Origin of the sequence: Chryseobacterium amylolyticum (assembly GCF_051011775.1) — a bacterium.
Taxonomy (GTDB): Bacteria; Bacteroidota; Bacteroidia; order Flavobacteriales; family Weeksellaceae; genus Chryseobacterium.
Window position 1 is genome coordinate 201,805 of record NZ_JBPCHX010000005.1, and the last position, 17,584, is coordinate 219,388.

The window sequence follows — 17,584 nt, forward strand, 5'->3', positions numbered from 1 at the left end:
ATGTCTACTTTTCACAGAACTGCCGCGTTTCATACACTGGGCTGCAAATTAAACTTTGCAGAAACATCTACTATTGCCCGTCAATTAACAGATGCAGGTTATGAGAAGGTAAGTTTTGATGAAAAAGCAAATGTGTATGTTATCAATACATGTTCCGTAACAGAAAATGCTGACCGTGAATGTAAACTTCACGTAAAAAGAGCAATGAAAGCCAATCCGGAAGGACTGGTAGTAATTGTCGGATGTTATGCACAGCTGAAACCTGAAGAAATTTCACAGATTGAAGGCGTTGATCTCGTTTTGGGAGCAAAAGAAAAATTCAATATTCTAAGCTACCTTGATGATTTGGAGAAATCTGAGAACGAAGGTATAGTGCACTCCTGTGAAATTGAAGAAACCGACTTTTTTATCGGAAGCTATTCTATCGGGGACAGAACCAGGGCTTTCCTCAAAGTGCAGGATGGCTGTGATTACAAATGTACCTACTGTACCATTCCGTTAGCAAGAGGAATTTCACGTTCAGATACCATTGAAAATGTTCTTAGAAATGCTAAGGAAATTGCTGCTAAAGATATCAAAGAAATTGTTCTTACAGGAGTAAATATCGGTGATTACGGTAAAGGTGAGTTTGGAAATAAAAGACATGAACATACGTTTCTTGATCTTATTTCAGAGCTGGATAAAGTAGAAGGGATAGAAAGAATCCGTATATCTTCTATTGAACCCAATCTTTTAAAAGATGAAAGCATTGAACTGGTTTCTAAAAGCAGAAGCTTTGTTCCGCATTTTCATATCCCGTTACAATCCGGAAGTGATGATCTTTTGAAAAAGATGAAGCGTCGTTACCTGACTAAACTTTACAACGACAGAGTGAACAAGATCCGCGAGGTTATGCCTGATGCGGCTATCGGTGTAGATGTTATTGTAGGATTCCCGGGAGAAACAGAGGAAAGATTTATGGAAACCTATAATTTCCTGAATGAGCTTCCTATTACCTATCTTCACGTATTTACCTATTCTGAAAGAGAAAATACGGAAGCCGCAGCAATGGACGGAGTAGTTCCTGTGGCGGAACGAAAAAAACGTAATAAAATGCTGAGGATCCTTTCTGAAAAGAAGAAGATGGCATTTTATCAGACACAACTTGGAAAGACGCTTCCTGTTCTTTGGGAGCACGAAAATAAAGACGGGAAAATGTTTGGCTTCACCGAAAACTATGTGAGAGTCCAGAAAGACTTTGATCCTGCATCCGTAAACCAAATCGAATTTCTGAATTTAGAAAAAATCCTGTCAGATGGCACGGTTTCTGTGCAATCTTCCTACCAAAATTTTTTAGCAAAAGCATAGGCTCTTTGCAAAAATTCTACTAAATTTATTTTTAAACTTTAAATACTACATTCATGAGAGATAAGTTTTTATCTTGGGGAATTGTATTAGTAGTTGCTACATGGATTATAGCAATGCTGATCAGAGCGCATTACTGGATACCGACGCTGTTATCCGCAATTTATGCATTGGGTGTTTACAATGCTTACCAATCGAAACATGCTATTTTAAGGAATTTTCCGGTATTGGGATATTTCCGGTATTTTTTCGAGAGTATTTCACCAGAAATGCAGCAATACTTTATTGAAAGGGAAACAGACGGAAAACCGTTTCCAAGAAACCAGCGTTCTGCAGTATACAGACGTGCAAAAAATTTAAGTGATACGGTAGCTTTCGGGACACAGCTTGAAGTGAACCACAGAAAATACGAAGGGATCAAGCATTCTATTTATGCAAAGTCACCATCAGAAGAACTTCCCAGAGTATGGGTTGGCGGTGAGCAGTGTACACAGCCTTACCATGCTTCCTTATTCAATATCTCAGCAATGAGTTTCGGAGCATTGAGTGACAGAGCACAGATCTCACTGAACAGGGGGGCTAAAAAAGGAAACTTTTATCATAACACGGGAGAAGGGGGAATTTCGCCTTATCATCTGGAGGGAGGAGATTTATGCTGGCAGATTGGAACAGGGTATTTCGGGTGCCGTGATGATGAAGGAAAATTCAATCCTGAATTATTTACCAAATATTCAACCCTTCCTAATGTGAAAATGATTGAGATCAAATTGTCACAGGGGGCAAAACCAGGCCATGGAGGAGTGCTGCCGGGCGTGAAAAATACTCCGGAAATTGCAGCAATTCGTCACGTAACACCGGGAATGACTGTTATTTCTCCACCATCACATACCGCTTTCTCTGATGCTGCAGGGCTGTTGAGGTTTGTACAGCAGCTGAGAGATCTTTCAGGAGGAAAGCCTGTTGGTTTTAAACTTTGTATCGGTGATACCAAGGAATTTGAGGATATCTGTGTGCAAATGAACGTTTTGAAGATCTATCCGGACTTTATTACTATAGACGGAGCCGAAGGAGGAACAGGAGCAGCACCACCGGAATTTTCTGACGGGGTAGGAATGCCATTGGAGCCAGCTTTAATATTTGTAAACAGGACACTTAACAACTATAATGTAAGAAGTAAATTAAGAGTGATCGCCAGCGGTAAAGTTCTTACCAGCCTTGATATCCTGAGAGCCATTGCAATGGGAGCAGATATGTGTAACAATGCCAGAGGATTTATGTTCTCTTTAGGATGTATCCAGGCGTTGAGATGTAACTCAAACAACTGTCCTACGGGAGTAGCAACACAGGATAAAATGCTTATTAAAGGACTTGATGTAACGGATAAGGCAGAAAGAGTATATCACTTCCATAAAAATACCCTTCACACCTGCAATGAACTTATTGCTGCTGCGGGAAGAAGTTCTTATGAAGAAGTAGATGCCACCATGTTTATGAGGGGAGATGAATTTGACCACCTTGCAGACCTTTATTTCCCGGATATTTTAGGAAATGTAAAACAGAAAGCAAGATCATAATTCATGTTGATAAAAATAAATAGCCCCAAAATCATCATTTTGGGGCTATTTATTTATTGTTATTATATAGTATTGTTACTGTTTTTCTCCGCTAGGTCTGTCTGCTCTTCCATAAATCTGAAAGTTGAACACAAAAGATTTATTTCTGTAAGAAGTATTTAAATACGGATAATGAGGATTTCTTGCAAAAGCAGCTCTGGAGGGAACGATAATGACTCCCTGTAAGTTATAAGGTGTCTCACTGGTAAGGTTATCAAATGCTTTAAATTTCTGTAAAGCTTCTCTGAAACCTGATATTTGATAATAACCTGGTTGTTTTGCCGCATCAGTACCGGCCTCCAGTATTGATTTCTTTACATAATAATACATTGGGTCAATAACAGGAACACCTGTTCCATCAATGGTATTTAAAAAGGCAGCTTTTGCTTGAAATGTGGTGTTTCCATCAGAATTAACAGCCAGGTAAGAGTATGCTCTTCCCATAATTTTGATAATATCATCATCATTAATGGTTTTTGCAGAATCAGCTGGCGTTGGCTGAGCTCCGTTTCTCATAATGTAGATAGTTCCTGAAGGTAGTGTTACGGGACTCAGTTCAGACAGCTTCTTTTCATTATCATCCGCAGTATCCGTAGAACTGAAAGCTTTTATATTACCTTGTGCATCCAGATAATTCTCATCCATGAATTTCTTAATGGCCTGATCATCGTATGTGTTTTGCGTAGCAACATCTTCCGGCTCTACATAGGTTGATACATCATCATCTTTCTTACAAGCAGAAAAACATAAAGATCCTGCAAGGATATATAAAAATATTTTTTTCATTTCAAAAAACTTTAATTACTTTACAAATAATATAACGGCAAAAGTATAAAAAAATATGAGAATAGATAAATTTTTATGGAGCATTCGTTTTTATAAGACGAGAAGTATTGCAGCAGAGGAGATTAAAAAGAACAGAGTTTCTATAGGCACGTCTGCCGTAAAGTCATCTAAAGAGGTAAAAGAAGGGGATACGATTAAAATCCGTAAAAATCAGATTGATTATAAAATAAAGGTAATTCAAATTCCAAAGAGCAGGATAGGAGCCAAGCTGGTACCGCTTCATATCCAGGATGTGACGGATAAAGAACAATACGAATTGCTGAAGCTTCGTAAGATGTCGCAGGATTATTACAGGAATAAAGGTGAGGGAAGGCCTACCAAAAAAGACAGAAGAGAAATGGATGAATATGTAGGAAATGATATCGACTCAGATTTTACAGACTGGGATGATTTCTTCGGAGAGACAGATAGTGAAGACGGGAACGAAGATTAATATAAAAGTAAAAAAGCTCTAGAGATAGAGCTTTTCTATTATTTCGTTAACAATATTTTCCGGCTCCCGGGAGTCTGTTCCTACTGTGAACTGCGCTTTGCTGTAAAACTGATTTCTTTCAAATAAGTGTTTGGCAATAAATTCCGGAAGATCTTCATCTGATATATTGGCTATCAGCGGCCTTTTTTCTTTCTGTTTTGAAAGTCTTTCTACCAGTGTTCCTACACCTGTTCTTAAAAAAACACTCTTAGAATTGTGGTTGATGATTTCCATATTATTATAGTACACAGGAGTCCCTCCGCCAAGGCTTAAAACCACATTTTCTTCAGAAGCCAGTATCTCTTCCAGCGCCTCCCTTTCCAGCTTTCTAAAGTAAATCTCTCCCTTTTTCTCAAAAATCTCAGGGATGGTTAATTTATTTCGTCTGGAAATCTCTTTATCGAGATCGATCAGTTTAAAACCGATTTTTTCGCTTAATATTTTGGAAATGTGTGATTTGCCACTTCCCATGTATCCGATCAATGAAATTACCATGAATTTTTTTTAAACAAATTTGCGAAAAAGTTTTGAGATAAAGAAAAAAGTCATATCTTTGCACCACTTAAAACAAGGGACATTACTTAAATGAAAACTTGTTGTAATAAGTGGCCGACTCGGTAGCTCAGCTGGTAGAGCAATACACTTTTAATGTATGGGTCCTGGGTTCGAATCCCAGCCGGGTCACTAGCAATAAAGATTACTGTCTTGTAATTTTATTGCCTGCGTGGTGAAATTGGTAGACACGCCATCTTGAGGGGGTGGTTTCCTAAGGATGTGCTGGTTCGAGTCCAGTCGCAGGCACTGCAAAGAAAAATTTAATAATTAATATTGAAATTTATTTCATTTTAATTGTGGCCGACTCGGTAGCTCAGCTGGTAGAGCAATACACTTTTAATGTATGGGTCCTGGGTTCGAATCCCAGCCGGGTCACAAGTTTACTGAAAAGTAAATTTTTTTCATATTAATATTTTGTGATTTGGTGTTTCAAAGGCTTCCTTCAGGAGGCCTTTGATTTTTGTATGAAATCAGGTTTGTTGTCTTTATTTTGTTCAATAAAAAATCCCCAACTAAAAGCCAGGGATATTATTATGTAAATTCTGAATGATTAATCCAGATGCATATTGTCAATTAATCGTACTCCATCTACCACAACTACAATAAAGGCTCTGAAATTTCTGTCTTTATAGAAAAAATCAGTCTCCTGTAATGTGTTTTCATCGGCAATCAGGAAATATTCCAGCTTCATTCCCGGCTGATCATCAAAAATATCAGCTACTCTTTCCTTGATTTCAGGAATGCTGACGGTCCTGAACCAGTCGTTTACTTTTTTTAAAGTCTCATAGATTACTTTTGAAGCTTCTTTGCGGTCTTCATGAAGTCTTTGGTTCCTGGAGCTTAATGCTAATCCGTTTTCTGCTCTGTAAATAGGAACTCCGGTTATTTTAACAGGAAGATGCTTTTTATCTACCATCTTTTTAATGATAGCGAGCTGCTGGAAATCTTTTTCGCCAAAATAAGCATTGTCTGGCTGTACCTGTCTGAAAAGCTCTTCTACAACAGTTCCCACCCCGTCAAAATGGCCGGGTCTTGATTTTCCTTCCATCTCACTTTCCAATCCATCAAAATCATAGTGCTTACTTTCTGCCTTTTCAGGATAAATATCTGCTACCTCCGGAATATAAACAGCATCTACAAGGCCGGAATTCTGGAGAATGAGTATATCTCTGTTGATATCTCTCGGATATTTTTCCAGATCTTCAGGATTATTGAACTGGGTCGGATTTACAAAAATTGAAGAAATAACAAGGTCATTTTCTTTTTTTGCCTCTTCATACAGAGAAAGGTGGCCTTGGTGTAAGGCTCCCATAGTAGGGGCAAAGCCAATTCTTTTTCCCATTTCTTTCTGTCTTTCAATGAAATCCTGAAGAATTTTCCTGTTTTTTATAACTTCCATAGTTTATTTTAATACTATTTCAAAAATAGTAAAAATATCGCATAATAATATGCGCTTTTATTAATTTGAAAAAGGGAATTATCGTAAAAAAATGTTAATTAAAATAATGTTGGATGTTTTTTTGTAATTTTGCACATTAAAGCATTTTTACAAAAATTAGATAGAAAGTTTATGCCGAATCAAAAAATACTGTACATTACTACAGAGATGTATCCATATCAGGAAGATACAAATATGGCTGCAGTGGTAAACAAAATGGCACTTAAGATGCACCAAGAAGGCAATGATGTAAGAGTTTTTATGCCAAGATTTGGACAAATAAGTGAGAGAAAGTTCCAGCTTCATGAGGTAATCCGCCTTTCAGGGATGAACATTATTATCAATGACCTGGACCAGCCTCTGATCATTAAAGTAGCGTCTCTTCCGGGGGAAAGACTTCAGGTTTACTTTATTGACAATGAAGAATACTTCAAAAGAAAACAATATTATTTCGATGATGAAGGAAATCCTTTCGAAGACAATGACGAAAGAGCTATTTTCTTTGCCAGAGGGGTTATTGAAACCATTAAGAAGCTAAACTGGGTACCGGATGTTATTCATTTAAATGGATGGATGTCCTCTTTTGTTCCAATTTATCTTAAAACGTACTACGAATCAGATACTTATTTCAAAGACGCTAAAATTGTACTTTCTCTTTACAATGAGAAAGATGCTGATCTGGATAAAAAGATCAACGAAAAGCTGCAATTTGATAATATTTCAGGATTAAAAGCGTTAGATAACCCAACGATTAAAAGTTTTGTTATTGAGAGTATGAACTATGTGGATGCCGTTGTGAAGGGAGACGAGTTTCTGGATGAAGACCTGGATAAGGCTTTCAATGAAACCGCAACTCAAAAGTCGGAATATCTTGACATAGATTCTATAAATCAAATTTATTAAAAACACATTTTTAATGACTCATAATCTTAAAAAGACCTTCGCCATACTTTTGATGGCGTTTTTCGGAAGTACATTCCTTCATAACTGTGAACCTGATCCGGATTCTCTTGGTGAGCAGCTGTTTAATGGTGATGCAGTACAAGGCAATGAAATTTCATATCCTGTTATAGCATACAATTACGATAATAAAGATTCCATCAAAAGTGATGCTTCCAGGCTGATCAGCGGACTGAACGAATCGGGTGCCGCTTCTTATGTTGGCGTTCTTGGAGCTTTTACTGAAAACCAGTTCGGAATGCAGAGAGCTTCTTATGTTACTCAGCTGAGAATGCCGGTAGATAACTATGACTTTAACGGAGCGAATCCAAAAGTAGATTCTGTAGTCCTTGTAGTGAGACCACCAGCGAATACAACGGCAAATACTTATTTCTTTGAAAGCGATTCATTGAAAACAAATACATTTGATAAAAGTGATTTCCCGGTAGATGGGGTTGCTACAGCAGTTTCCATTGAGAAGAAAACTTACCCGGTTCGTAAATACGGTAAAGTGGCTTCAAAAACAATGAAAATCAATGTACACGAAGTGACAACGTTCTTAGATGCAAATAATGATGCTTTAAAACGTTCCAATGCATCAATAAGTACCGGTGAACTGTTAGGTTCAGGAGTATTTGACGGTAAAATCAGTTCCGTATCCATTACAAAAAAATCTGATAACTCAGTCGTATTTACAGGAAACCTTGGATTCAGAATGAAGCTGAGCAATACAGACTTTTTCCAGACTCACATTCTTGATAAAAAAGGAAAGCCTGAACTTCAGGATGCTGCTAACTTTATCAGATATTTTAAAGGAATAAAAATTTCTGTGGATGAAACGGATAAATATCTTTATCAGTTCTCTCCTAATGATCTGCAGCTTATCATGTATTATAAATATGATAAAACAGACAACGGAACAACCACAAGACCGCAGACAACACTTAATTTTAATTTAGGAAGTGCTAATGTGCATCTGGGGCTCTATGAATACAGCAGATCCGGTTCGGCTGTTGCATCTTCATTGGCTACGAGTAATCCTAATGATGGTGATGCCAGACTTTTTGTTCAGGGAATGGGTGGCCCTTCTGTGATCGTAAAAATTAAGGATGAAACAATTGCACAGCTTAAGGACATTTTTGTAAAAGATAAAGCGGGTATTGTAAGTGCTAAGATCAGAGTGTACCTGGATCCTGAAACATGGAAAAATACAGGCTCTACTGAAGACCGCAGGTTTACACTTTTAGCTAATACATTAGATTCTGCTGGTAAAATAGATTACAAAAATTTATTATTCACTTCAGATCTGACAACTGGGCTGGGGCTATATTATTATAAAGAAAATCCTGGTTATTATGATTTTGTAGTAACCAAAACAATCAAGGATCTTGTTGAAGAAAAAACAGAAAAAGATCCTGATGGAAATACCAAGCTGATTACTAATAAACCATTAGTAATTACTGCCGGGTCATTTGTTACAAATCCTACAGGAACCCTTTTAGGAGTTCGTAATACGACAAGAGCATTTGACATGAACAGAATTATTCTTACAGGAGTAGATAAAACGAATACCAATCCAAAAAGAATCCAGTTACTGGTGACTTATGGGACGAAAAAATAGAAGAAAATAAACAACAAACAACACTAGACAAAATAAAAATATGTGCGGAATAGTAGGATATACAGGTTTTCAAGACGCTTATGAAATTGTAATTAACGGTCTTAGAAGATTGGAATATAGAGGGTATGACAGTGCCGGAATTGTTTTGGAAAGTCCAGATAACAAGCTGGAAGTAGAAAAAACAAAAGGTAAAGTGGAAGATTTGGTGAATATTTCTAAAGAACTGAAAGGAAAGTCTAAAATTGGAATGGGACACACCCGTTGGGCTACCCATGGAGTTCCTAGTGACAGAAATTCCCACCCGCATTTGTCAAACAACGGAAAAATAGCAATTGTACATAATGGTATCATCGAAAACTATGATACGATTAAAACAATGCTTACTGAAAAAGGATTTACTTTCAAATCAGAAACAGATACAGAAGTATTGGTAAACCTTATCCAGTATTTTATGGATCTTAATCCTGATATTGATTTCCCGACAGCAGTAAGATATGCTTTGAATGAAGTATACGGAGCTTATGCAATCACTGTACTTCACGAAGATTACCCGGGAGTATTGGTGGTAGGAAGATTAGGCTCTCCTTTAGCAATCGGGATCGGTGATAAAGAATACTTTATTGCATCTGATGCTTCTCCTTTCGTAGAGTTTACAAAAGAAGCTATTTATCTTGAAGAAGGTCATATGGCAACCATCTCTCTGGAAAACGGGGTAGACATCAGAACCATCAATGAAAACTCTAAAATTGAGCCGGAAATTCAGGAGCTTAAACTGAGCCTTGAGCAGATTGAAAAAGGAGGTTACGAGCATTTCATGCTTAAAGAAATCTTTGAACAGCCTAAATCTGTACATGATACCATGAGAGGTAGACTTCTTGTTGATGAGGGAATTATCAAAATGGCCGGGATCTGGGATCATGTGGAGAGATTCAAAAATGCAAACAGAATTATTATTATCGCGTGTGGTACTTCATGGCATGCAGGTCTTATCGGAGAATATCTGATTGAAGAATATGCAAGAATTCCAGTGGAGGTAGAGTATGCATCAGAATTCAGATACAGAAACCCGATTATTACCGATAAAGATGTGGTCATTGCCATTTCCCAGTCCGGAGAAACTGCTGACACAATGGCTGCCTTAAAACTTGCCAAAGAAAAAGGTGCATTTATATATGGTATATGTAATGTGGTAGATTCTTCCATTGCAAGAATTACAGATGCCGGTTCTTATACACACGCCGGTCCTGAGATTGGAGTTGCTTCTACAAAAGCATTTACAGCGCAGCTTACCATTCTTACTTTAATTGCATTTAAATTAGGAAAACACAACGGAAATTTAGGAAATGCCGAGTTCATGAGCTTAATTGCTGAGCTTGATGCTATGCCTAAGAAAATTGAAGAAGTGTTAAATACCACTCATGAGCTTACACAGGATATTGCGAAAGATTTTGTGAAAGCTACCAATTTCCTTTATTTAGGAAGAGGATACAACTATCCTGCAGCCTTAGAAGGAGCATTAAAATTAAAAGAAATTTCTTATATCCATGCAGAAGGATACCCGGCTGCAGAAATGAAGCACGGTCCGATTGCCCTGATCGATGAAAACATGCCGATTGTTATTATAGCACCAAGAAAAGGTCACTATGATAAAATTGTAAGTAATGTTCAGGAAATTAAAGCGAGAAAAGGAAAAATTATCGCTGTAGTTAATAAAGGAGACCGTCAGGTGAGCGAAATGGCAGATTATGTTATCGAAATCCCTGAAACTTCAGAATGTTTCTCTCCAATCGTTGCTTCCGTACCTCTGCAACTGCTTGCTTATTATATTGCAGTTTATAGAGGAGCCAACGTAGATCAGCCGAGAAACCTTGCAAAATCTGTTACCGTGGAATAAAAAGTTGTTGTAAATAAAATAAATTTAGATTTCTTCCGTTATTTCAAAAAAAATCTTAAAAGTTTCTTAAAAAAATTATATATTTACGGCTTAATTATAAAAATTAACATGAAAAGGATATTTCTTTTATTATTGTCTGCGTCGGTAGCATCGGTATCTTGTTCAGGTGGTGGCAGCTCTTCTGTAGGGAAGCCAGGAACAAAAGGAGAATTGATACCAAGAGAAAAAACTAAATCATTTGTTGCGGAAAGACCATACGGAATGGTCGCAATTCCTGCAGGTTCGTTTGTTGCTGGTTTAGCAGACCAGGATCCGACAAATACACCTGAAAAAGCAGCATTGAAGACAGTTACTGTTTCTTCTTTCTTCATGGATGAAGCAGAAACCACCAATGCAGAATACAGAGTATTTATCAATTATGTAAGAGACTCTATCGCGAGAACTTTACTTGCTGAAGCTGCCGGAGAAGGTGGTGATGAAGGCGGACGTAAAGGGGCAAGCATAGGAGATTATGCATACCTTGCTAAAAAAGAAGAAAATTTAACACCTTATCAAGAATATATGGAAGGCCAGGGGGGCCGGGAAGACGGAGGCTATGATGCAAGCAAAAGATTAGATTGGAAAATTCCTTTACACTGGAGCACATCAAAATATCCGGATGTAGAATACGCAGAAGTTTTAGAATCTATGTATCTGCCTACTTCCTCAAGAATCGGAAACGAAAGAATTTTAGATGTAAGCAAGCTTAAATATACTTACCGTTGGGGAGATATGGATGCTGCAGTTGCTGATAACGAAAGAGGAGCTAATTACCTGAAAAGCGAAAGTATCGCGATCTATCCTGATACTACAGTTTGGGTAAAAGATTTCCACTTTGCTTACAATGAGCCATTGTTTGAACAGTATTTCTGGCACAAGGCTTACAAAGACTATCCTGTTGTTGGGGTTACCTGGGATCAGGCAAGGGCTTATTGTAACTTCAGATCTAAATTGAAAACAGATTACAACGAAAGTTTAAAAAGAAAAAAACAAAGACCATTAGAGTTCCGTCTTCCAACAGAAACTGAATGGGAATATGCCGCAAAAGGCGGAATGCAAAATGCTACTTACCCTTGGGGAGGTCCATATTTAATGGATGACAGAGGTTGCTACCTGGCTAACTTCAAGCCTAAGAGAGGTAACTACATGGAAGACGAGAAAAAAGGTACTTATACATATACAGCTCCAGTTAAGAAATTTAAGAAAAATGGATTTGGGTTATTTGATATGGCTGGAAACGTTTCTGAGTGGACATCATCTTCATACAACAACTCTTCAGCTGGATTTACTTCTACATTAAATCCTTCTACTAAAGATAAACTAGATACGAAGAAATCTGTAAGAGGTGGATCTTGGAAAGATATAGGATATGCGCTAATGACTGGTGCAAGAGATTGGGAAAGAAAAGATTCCGCAAGAAGCTATATCGGGTTCAGAACTGTACAGGATATTCCTGAAGCAGCTGTGAAGCCAAGAAGAGTTAACAGAAATTAATCAGACAATTTTTCATAACAATTTTATTTAATATTAAAAAAACTAACTCAATATGTTTAAGACTAAAGATGCTTGGATGAATTTCTTTTATTCATTCGGTGCTGCAATTGTAATTCTTGGAGCTTGGCTTAAAATTACTCACATTACACTGGGACCAATTAACGGGAATATGGCTCTTACAGTAGGGCTTATTACTGAAGCGATTATCTTTATCATTTTCGCATTTGACCCGCCTAAAACTGAGGAGTCTTATGCCTGGGAAAATGTTTACCCTGAGTTATTGGATAAGCATGCCAACCCAAACCCTTTACACTCTAATGTAACCACTAAAAATACAAGTGCTCAGTTTGCTGAATTGGAAAACTCTCTTTCCAGCAAATTGGATAAAATGCTTGAAGACGCAAGATTAGACGTTCAGCTATTTGAAAGATTAAGAACAGGAATTGATAAATTCTCAAGCTCTGTTGATCAGATCAACCAAACTGTTGACGTATCTGCTTCTACTCATAAATATAACGAACAATTAAACAAAGCTGCCCAGCATATGGAAAGCATGAATGCTCTTTATGCAATGCAACTTGAAAGCGGTAAGAGACAATCTGAATTTGCTAACAAGTATGTTGCGGATATGCAGAAATCTGCAGAGCAGTCTGAGAAATTCAATCAAGAGCTACAAGGTTTAACAACTAATCTTAATAACTTAAATAGAGTTTATGGTGGTATGCTAACTGCTATGAAGTCTTAATTCCTAACCATTTCTAAATTTAACTACTTAATTAAAAAACAAAGAAAAGAGAATGGCACAAGGAAAACAGACCCCTCGTCAGAAGATGATCAACCTGATGTATTTGGTGTTCATCGCGATGATGGCCCTAAATATTGATGCAGAAATCATCAGATCATACTATGACTCTACCAGAGCATTGAATGAAACAAGAACTTTAACAGAAAGAAAGAACGAAAAGATCTTTGAAAGAACGCTGGAAGCCAAAGCTCAGCAGGTTCCGGATACCTACGCACAGCCTTGGGCTCAGTACAAAGTATTGAAAACCAAAATTGATGTGTTGGTAAAATCTGCTCAGGATGTTAAAGATTTGTTGAAGAAACAATCTGAGTTTCATGACAAAGATCCTCAAACAGGAAAAGATATCGATGTAAGTGAAAACTTTGCTGCACTAAACAATAACGAAGCAACAACTGAATACTTCTTTAAAGAGGGAGATGAAAATACCCCTTCAAAGAATGCATTAGATCTGAAAGCTAAAATTGATGACGTAAGAAACTACATCAATGCTACTTTTGGAAGCAATTCTCAGTTACAGGATTTAGTAGCGAGAGCTAACAAGTCTCTTATTGCGGAGTATCCTAAAGGAACATCTCCCAATGAAAAGACGTGGTTCCAGAATAAATTTTATCATCAGCCGTTAATTGCTGCAATATCTAATTTGGAAATTATCCAAAATGATGCCAGAAACGTTCAGTCTGATGCATTGGCACTATTACTTCAGGAAAAAGTAGATGCGAATATCAAATTCTCAAGCTATGAGCCTATTGTTTCAGGTCCGATTGATATTCAGGCAGGAAAACAGGCTGAAGTAAAAGTAATGTTGGGAACTTATTCTAACAGCAATAAGATCAGCATCTCTGGAGTAAGCAGAGTTGAAAACGGTAAAGGGATCATGCAGATTTCAGGTTCTGGAATTGGTGAACATAAATTAGGAGGTACTATTACATTAACAGATGCTTCAGGGAAACCTCAGTCTTTCCCTTGGACACATACTTATAATGTAATTGCAGGACCAAGAGAAGTAAAACTTGAAAAAGGTTTATTGCTTTCTGCTGATAAAATGAATGTAATGTATAGAGGACTTGAGAACCCTGTTTCAGGATCAATCTTAGGTGCTGACAATTCTAAGCTTTCATTATCTGCAGCAGGAGCTACTGTGAAGAGTACAGGTCAGGGTAAATGGAATGTTACTCCTACAACAGGAAATGTAGTGAAGTTAACATTATCAGGAACAGATCCATATGGTAAAACAGTTTCTCAGGTATTTGAATATAGAATTAAGAATATTCCTAGACCACAAGGTCAGATCAGAGGTAAAGCTGTAAACTTTATGCCGGCAGGTTCTATACCTAACCAGATTGTTACTGCTACGTTACCAGACTTTGATTTCCCTGTTTCATTCACTGTTAACAGCTTTATTATTAAGCTTCCAGGAAAAGCAGGTACTCTGATTCAGGGTAGCTCATTATCAGGAGCAGAAGGTATGCTTAGAAACCTTAGACCTGGTGATGTAGTTCAGATCTATGATATTCAGGCGACAGCTACAGGGCTTGGAAACCAAAGGCTTAAGGAAATTTCACCTGTAATTATTAATGTTCAATAAGGTTAATTTGTAAAATCATATTATGAAAAAATATATTAGCACCCTTTTCGTTTTAGTTTCGGGATTCGCGTTTTCCCAAACTATTCTGAATGCTGCTTCTCCTGAGGAATTCAGACAGATGAGAGCTGAATCAATGAGAAAAGCAGGGGATACTGTTATCAGCAATAAAGTAAAGCCTCTTGAATATGGTTTCGTTGATGACAAGGATATTTACAAAAGTATGTTTGTTTGGGAAATCATTGATATGAATGATAAGATCAACCAGCCGTTCTATTATGATAATCCGGATGGTTTGCTTTCAAGTTCTACAAGATCTTTATATCAGTTATTACTTGATGGAGCCCTTAAAGGTGACATCAAAGAAGTTTATGATGACGAAAACTTTGTTACAAGACTTTCACCTGAGGCCATTCAGAAAAGATTGGAGAGTGTAAGACTTGACGAAGAAGCCATCGATATCCTTAACTCTGGAAGAACACTTACAGAAGACGAGAAGAAAAGACTTACAGATATCATCAGAACAACTACTGATAAAGTAAAAGTTCTTAAAATAATGGGTATGTGGTTTATCGATAAAAGAGATGGTCAGATGAAGTACAGACCGCTTGGTATCGCTGCTATGGGTCCGGATCCGACATCTGTCGGAAGAATTGGTCCTGATGGCCAGCCATTGGCCGGTGCTGATGAACTGATCGATTTATTCTGGATTTACTACCCAAGTGCCCGTGATATTTTAGCAAACAATTATGTTTTCAACAGAAAAAATTCGTCTGCTGATCTATCTTTTGATGATGTTATCAATGCAAGAAGATTTTCTTCTATTATCTATAAATCTTCAAGCGGGTTAGGAGATGGTACTATTAAGGACTATATTCCTAAAAATGCTGATGAGCAGCTGGAAGAGAGTGACAGAATCAAAGCACAGATTCTTGAAATGGAAAATGATATGTGGAATTACTAGATTTCACTTGATATTTATAGAAAACCTGAGTATTTTTACTCAGGTTTTTTTTATTATGAAATCGCCCTTTGTTTACTACCGATCAATAATCAATGATACAGGCGATTACATATGACCTTTAAACAAATGAAATTTCTCATATGAAAAATGTAGATTATATTATTGTAGGAGACGGATATGCAGGACTTTTTCTGGCTCATCAGCTGATTCAAAATAACAAGTCCTTTGTGATCTTTTCCGAAGGAAGAAAAAGTGCTTCCCAGGTTTCGGCAGGAATTATCAATCCTGTAGTCTTAAAAAAGTTTACTACTTTCTGGAAAGCACAGGAACAAATAGATTTTCTTAAAAAAAGTCTTCAGAAAATACAATCTTATACCGGAGAAAATTATCTGATCAATGCTCCTATCCACAGAATTTTTCACGATGAGAACGAACAGAATCTTTGGCTTAAAAAATCGGAAAATGAGGAGCTGTCCGATTTTCTTGATAAAAATTTCGACCGCTTAAATGTAGTAAAAAACGATTTTCTCACCGGAAAGGTGAATCAGTCTGCCAGGCTTAATGTTAATGGGTTTTTCGATGGTTTATTCACTTATTTTGAAAAAAACGGTCATTTAATTAAAGAAAAATTCGATTATGCGAAATTGAACCCATCCCAATCGGTCTGTAAAGATTTTAGTTTCAAAAATATAATCTTCTGCGAAGGAATGGGAGTGAAAGATAACCCGTACTTTTCTGAAATTACGGTAAATCCGAACAAAGGCCACCACATAAAAGTCAAACTTTCCCAACCGATTCCGGAAAATATCACGATTAAAAAGAAACACTTCCTGTTCCCAACCGGAAACGGGCTATATTTTTATGGAGGAACGTATGATAGAGAACAGCTTCACCACCATATTGATGAATCTGCAGTTGCACAGTTAGTCAGCGGGCTCTCGGAGTTTTATCCATATGATTTTGAAGTGGAAGAAGTGCATTTTGGATTCCGTCCCACCGTAAAAGACAGAAGGCCGATTATCGGCAGGCACCGGATATTCAGCAATCTGTATGTTTTTAACGGACTGGGTGCCCGTGGTATCCTGAATGGCTGTTATTTTTCCAGGGATTTATTCCGTTTTATTGAAGAAGGTATTCCGTTGCATGAAGAAGTATCGCTGAACAGATTTCAATAATGTATCTTAGTATGGATATACAATATTTATAATTATGAATGAAAACGTATTAGGTATAGTAGCGGGAATTCTTACTTCAGTATCAATGATTCCACAGCTTGTAAAAGTGATCAGAGAAAAGAACGTGGAAGATATCTCTTTGCTCATGCTTTTAGTCCTTATTTCAGGACTTTCGCTATGGGTATGGTACGGTTTTAAGAAAGAAGAGCTTCCCATTATTTTATCAAATTCATTTGCTGTTTTGGTGAATGTAAGCCTTTTGGTCTGTTATATCCTGTACAACAAGAAAAGTAAATAAATAAAAAAGACGCCTGATGTATTTAGGCGTCTTTATATTTTTATGTAATACTATACAATTACTGAAGAACAAACTTAGCTAAAGGAGCCATTCTTGCTTTGTTTAAGGTAAGAGTGTTTCCATTTACAGAATAATTATCTGCAGCGAGAATTGCTTTGGTAAACTGGTTTTCGATATCCAGGTCTTCACAGGCCATCATCGTAGACATTCCCTGGTTGAATTTAATTCTCATCACTTCAGGCTTGATTTCAAATGTTCCTCCCAAACCGTTGCATCCGGCATGTCCTTCATATCTCATTCCATCCATTTCAAGTTTGAAATAAGGATTGTTTTTAGGATTCTTCAGTTCAATCGGCTTCCCGTTCAGCTCAGTAAGCTTCCAGGTTTTCCCTGTAATATCAGTAGTTGGTTTTTGTGCATTTTGTGTTGTGCAGGAAACAACTAAAAATGTAGCGATAACAAGTGCCGATAAATAATAATATAAACTTTTCATAATGCTTATTTT

16 protein-coding genes and 3 tRNA genes are annotated in these 17,584 nt (G+C 37.2%); 15 read left to right on the forward strand and 4 right to left on the reverse strand.

All coding sequences use genetic code 11. The features are described from left to right. Positions 1-1,347, forward strand: coding sequence for a tRNA (N(6)-L-threonylcarbamoyladenosine(37)-C(2))-methylthiotransferase MtaB (gene mtaB / locus ACR1PO_RS15215; protein ID WP_332386221.1), 1,347 nt, complete (start codon positions 1-3; stop codon positions 1,345-1,347). A gap of 53 nt (positions 1,348-1,400) precedes the next feature. Continuing rightward, positions 1,401-2,918, forward strand: coding sequence for an FMN-binding glutamate synthase family protein (locus ACR1PO_RS15220; protein WP_433987290.1), 1,518 nt, complete (start codon positions 1,401-1,403; stop codon positions 2,916-2,918). Positions 2,919-2,993: 75 nt separating this feature from the next. Here ACR1PO_RS15220 and ACR1PO_RS15225 read toward each other — a convergent pair whose 3' ends face one another. Beyond that, a complete protein-coding gene (locus ACR1PO_RS15225) occupies positions 2,994-3,743 on the reverse strand; it encodes a hypothetical protein (RefSeq protein WP_332386220.1) in 750 nt (249 codons plus the stop codon). Positions 3,744-3,798: 55 nt separating this feature from the next. Between ACR1PO_RS15225 and ACR1PO_RS15230 the strand changes: the two genes are divergently transcribed. Continuing rightward, a complete protein-coding gene (locus ACR1PO_RS15230; RefSeq protein ID WP_332386219.1) occupies positions 3,799-4,236 on the forward strand; it encodes an RNA-binding S4 domain-containing protein in 438 nt (145 codons plus the stop codon). Between the two features lie 18 nt (positions 4,237-4,254). Here ACR1PO_RS15230 and ACR1PO_RS15235 read toward each other — a convergent pair whose 3' ends face one another. Then, the gene (locus tag ACR1PO_RS15235) at positions 4,255-4,770 is read right to left on the reverse strand and encodes a shikimate kinase (protein ID WP_433987291.1); all 516 of its coding nucleotides are present in this window, start codon (positions 4,768-4,770) and stop codon (positions 4,255-4,257) included. A gap of 116 nt (positions 4,771-4,886) precedes the next feature. Here ACR1PO_RS15235 and ACR1PO_RS15240 point away from each other — a divergent pair. The 3 genes from ACR1PO_RS15240 (at position 4,887) to ACR1PO_RS15250 (ending at position 5,205) form a co-directional block, all read left to right on the forward strand. Continuing rightward, positions 4,887-4,959, forward strand: a tRNA-Lys gene (locus ACR1PO_RS15240). A gap of 34 nt (positions 4,960-4,993) precedes the next feature. Beyond that, positions 4,994-5,076 (forward strand) — tRNA-Leu (locus ACR1PO_RS15245). A gap of 56 nt (positions 5,077-5,132) precedes the next feature. Then, positions 5,133-5,205 (forward strand) — tRNA-Lys (locus ACR1PO_RS15250). A gap of 175 nt (positions 5,206-5,380) precedes the next feature. On the opposite strand, the gene panC is transcribed toward ACR1PO_RS15250, so the two are convergent. Beyond that, positions 5,381-6,229, reverse strand: coding sequence for a pantoate--beta-alanine ligase (panC, locus tag ACR1PO_RS15255; protein ID WP_332386218.1), 849 nt, complete (start codon positions 6,227-6,229; stop codon positions 5,381-5,383). A 171-nt stretch (positions 6,230-6,400) separates the two neighbouring features. Between panC and ACR1PO_RS15260 the strand changes: the two genes are divergently transcribed. The 9 genes from ACR1PO_RS15260 (at position 6,401) to ACR1PO_RS15300 (ending at position 17,079) form a co-directional block, all read left to right on the forward strand. Beyond that, entirely contained in the window at positions 6,401-7,171 is a 771-nt protein-coding gene (locus ACR1PO_RS15260; protein ID WP_332386217.1) for a glycogen/starch synthase, read from the forward strand. Positions 7,172-7,184: 13 nt separating this feature from the next. Next, complete coding sequence (locus ACR1PO_RS15265; protein WP_433987292.1) at positions 7,185-8,828, forward strand: DUF4270 family protein; 1,644 nt, start codon at positions 7,185-7,187, stop codon at positions 8,826-8,828. A gap of 40 nt (positions 8,829-8,868) precedes the next feature. Further along, entirely contained in the window at positions 8,869-10,722 is a 1,854-nt protein-coding gene (gene glmS, locus ACR1PO_RS15270; protein ID WP_332386215.1) for a glutamine--fructose-6-phosphate transaminase (isomerizing), read from the forward strand. A 108-nt stretch (positions 10,723-10,830) separates the two neighbouring features. Next, the gene (gene porK / locus ACR1PO_RS15275) at positions 10,831-12,255 is read left to right on the forward strand and encodes a T9SS ring complex lipoprotein PorK/GldK (protein ID WP_433987293.1); all 1,425 of its coding nucleotides are present in this window, start codon (positions 10,831-10,833) and stop codon (positions 12,253-12,255) included. 52 nt (positions 12,256-12,307) lie between these two features. Then, a complete protein-coding gene (porL, locus tag ACR1PO_RS15280) occupies positions 12,308-13,000 on the forward strand; it encodes a type IX secretion system motor protein PorL/GldL (protein ID WP_002984713.1) in 693 nt (230 codons plus the stop codon). Between the two features lie 52 nt (positions 13,001-13,052). Next, positions 13,053-14,645: a type IX secretion system motor protein PorM/GldM gene (porM, locus tag ACR1PO_RS15285; RefSeq protein ID WP_332386214.1), complete on the forward strand. Its 1,593-nt coding sequence runs from the start codon at positions 13,053-13,055 to the stop codon at positions 14,643-14,645. Between the two features lie 22 nt (positions 14,646-14,667). Further along, positions 14,668-15,606 (forward strand): type IX secretion system ring subunit PorN/GldN, encoded by a 939-nt coding sequence (gene porN / locus ACR1PO_RS15290; protein ID WP_433987294.1) that lies wholly within the window; start codon positions 14,668-14,670, stop codon positions 15,604-15,606. 140 nt (positions 15,607-15,746) lie between these two features. Beyond that, complete coding sequence (locus ACR1PO_RS15295; RefSeq protein ID WP_433987295.1) at positions 15,747-16,781, forward strand: NAD(P)/FAD-dependent oxidoreductase; 1,035 nt, start codon at positions 15,747-15,749, stop codon at positions 16,779-16,781. Positions 16,782-16,815: 34 nt separating this feature from the next. After that, positions 16,816-17,079: a SemiSWEET transporter gene (locus ACR1PO_RS15300; protein ID WP_332386212.1), complete on the forward strand. Its 264-nt coding sequence runs from the start codon at positions 16,816-16,818 to the stop codon at positions 17,077-17,079. A gap of 58 nt (positions 17,080-17,137) precedes the next feature. On the opposite strand, the gene ACR1PO_RS15305 is transcribed toward ACR1PO_RS15300, so the two are convergent. After that, the gene (locus tag ACR1PO_RS15305; protein ID WP_433987296.1) at positions 17,138-17,572 is read right to left on the reverse strand and encodes an META domain-containing protein; all 435 of its coding nucleotides are present in this window, start codon (positions 17,570-17,572) and stop codon (positions 17,138-17,140) included. Positions 17,573-17,584: the final 12 nt, after the last annotated feature.